At 43.6% G+C, this 2,135-nt stretch carries 3 protein-coding genes; all 3 read right to left on the bottom strand.

Features of this window, described 5'->3' with window-relative positions:
- Positions 1 to 817: acyl-CoA dehydrogenase family protein (locus ACFVSH_RS25880; RefSeq protein ID WP_387708641.1), on the bottom strand; the 817-nt coding region annotated here is incomplete at its 3' end.
- A 38-nt stretch (positions 818 to 855) separates the two neighbouring features.
- Positions 856 to 1,272, bottom strand: coding sequence for a Zn-ribbon domain-containing OB-fold protein (locus ACFVSH_RS25875; RefSeq protein WP_342615716.1), 417 nt, complete (start codon positions 1,270 to 1,272; stop codon positions 856 to 858).
- A gap of 11 nt (positions 1,273 to 1,283) precedes the next feature.
- The coding region (locus ACFVSH_RS25870; RefSeq protein ID WP_387708639.1) for a thiolase C-terminal domain-containing protein at positions 1,284 to 2,135 on the bottom strand (852 nt) is incomplete at its 5' end.

Below are 2,135 nucleotides of genomic sequence, written 5' to 3'. Positions count from 1 at the left end.
ATTCTTTGGCTAAGGCTACAAGTTCCTTAAATTGTTGCTCCAATGTAAAAACTTGCGCTCCGATTCCCGTTCTTTCATGCATAAGCAATGCAATCGTAACCTTCCAGCCTTCATCCACTTCCCCAACTATTTCAGCATCGTATGCAATCGCATCATTCAAATAGACTTCATTAAAATCATGCTGACCATCCATTTGAATGATGGGCCTAGTTTCCACCCCCGGCTGATTCATATCCAAAAGGAATACCGTTATCCCTTTATGCTTTTTATCGAAACGATTCGTCCTGGCCAATAAAAAGCATCGATCAGCTAAGTGGCCAAAGCTAGTCCAAACCTTCTGACCATTAATGATCCACCGATCTCCGTCCTTTACGGCGCTAGTTTGGATGGCAGATAAATCAGACCCAGCATTCGGTTCGGAATATCCTTGACACCATACTTCCTCTCCTGTAAGAATATTTTGGATATATTTTGCTTTTTGCTCGTCCGTTCCAATCTGCATAAGAGTGGGTCCCACCATATGGATGCCTACATAATTCACAAGTGCCGGAGCCTTTACTCTAACCATTTCCTGTTGATAAACTATTTCCTCCATCAACGTCGCTTCACGACCGCCGTATTTTTTTGGCCAAGCAATCGCTGCCCAGCCGCCTTCATATAATTTCCTTTGCCAATTCCTCAGGAAAACGGCATACTCACCTTCATCTTTAGAAACATTACTGGTTCCTTCAAGCCAACCTTCAGGTAAATTTTCTTCAAGCCACGCTCTCAATTCAAGACGGAATTCTTCCTCTTTGGTTGTAAACGAAAAATCCATAGATTACTTTCCTCCTTTAATGCTTGCAAATTACACTTCTATACCTGAATCCATTGCGGTATTGACCGATCATCCGTAATATCCTTCCAAACCATCTTTACTGGCATACCCATTTCAATCTCTTCTGGTGAACAATGCAGAATATTTCCGATTAACTTGACCTGGGGCAACATATCTAATTCGACTATGGCAATCACTAGTGGTAAATCATCCTGGAATCCAGGTAAAAAGGGTCGGTAGGAAACGATATATGAATAGACTTTACCGTTAATATCGCTGCCTTGGCTTTCCCAGCTAAGTTCAGAACTGCCACATTTTGCACAGCTCGGACCAGGAGGATGGGAATATTGATGACAGCAATTGCATTTTTGAAGAATCAGTTCATGACGATCTGCGCCATCCCAATATGGACTATTATCCTGTGTTTTTAGCGGAATAGGTTTTTGGTATTCCATTTTGTTCCCTCCTAATTTCTTAAAATCATGGCACCCGCCACATCAGGTCCAGCCCAGCCAGTACAGATTCCGATTTCACAATTTTCCACTTGACGATCGGTTCCTTTGTATTCGTGGCGAACTTGACGGACGATTTCCAAAACGTTATTCATTCCATGTGTATATCCTTCCGATAGCATTCCTCCTGCGGTATTCGAAGGTAATTTCCCACCGATCCGCAGGTTTCCTTCGGCTACAAAATTACCGACCTCTCCACGCGGAGCAAATCCATAAGCCTCCAACTGCCGAAGAACAACCCAGCTATAACAGTCATATATGGATGCAACGTCGATATCTTCAGGTCTAACTCCAGCCATTTTATATACTTCAGGCGCTACATAGTCTGCAGCCACTTCCGTTAAATCATTCCAATAATGTGCATGGGACACACACTGCCTAGCAGATAGACCCATGATGTATACCGGCCTGGACTTGCATCCTTCAGCACGTTCTGCTGAAGTGACAATGATTGCATTTGCTTCATCGGATTCCAGGCAGAAATCATGTTTTTTAAATGGATAGCTTAAATATGGCGTTTTAAGATATTCCTCCATCGTTAGTGGTTTACCATGGAAATATGCTTTAGGATTCCTTTGAGCATGTTCGTAAAAAGCTAAACATACATGCCCTAGATGTTCCTGGGTCAGCCCGGTTTCATGCATATGTCGCGTTGCAAAGAGTCCGAACCACTGAGCTGGACCGCCAGCACCGTAAGGAATGATAAAGCTTCCGCCTTCTATTGCTGTTTGAAGCATATTCACATCCCAGCCGCCTCCGCCCATCCGTACCCCTGAGCGTCCATTCATGGAACGATAAATCAACAC

Source organism: Peribacillus sp. NPDC058002 (assembly GCF_042886655.1).
GTDB lineage: Bacteria > Bacillota > Bacilli > Bacillales > DSM-1321 > Peribacillus > Peribacillus aracenensis.
Note: the sequence above shows the minus strand (reverse complement) of the source record. Positions and strands in the feature narration are given on the sequence as shown.

Coding starts and splice junctions, on each gene's coding strand:
- ACFVSH_RS25875 (WP_342615716.1), bottom strand. CDS start 1,272: ATGGAATACCAAAAACCTATTCCGCTAAAAACACAGGATAATAGTCCA.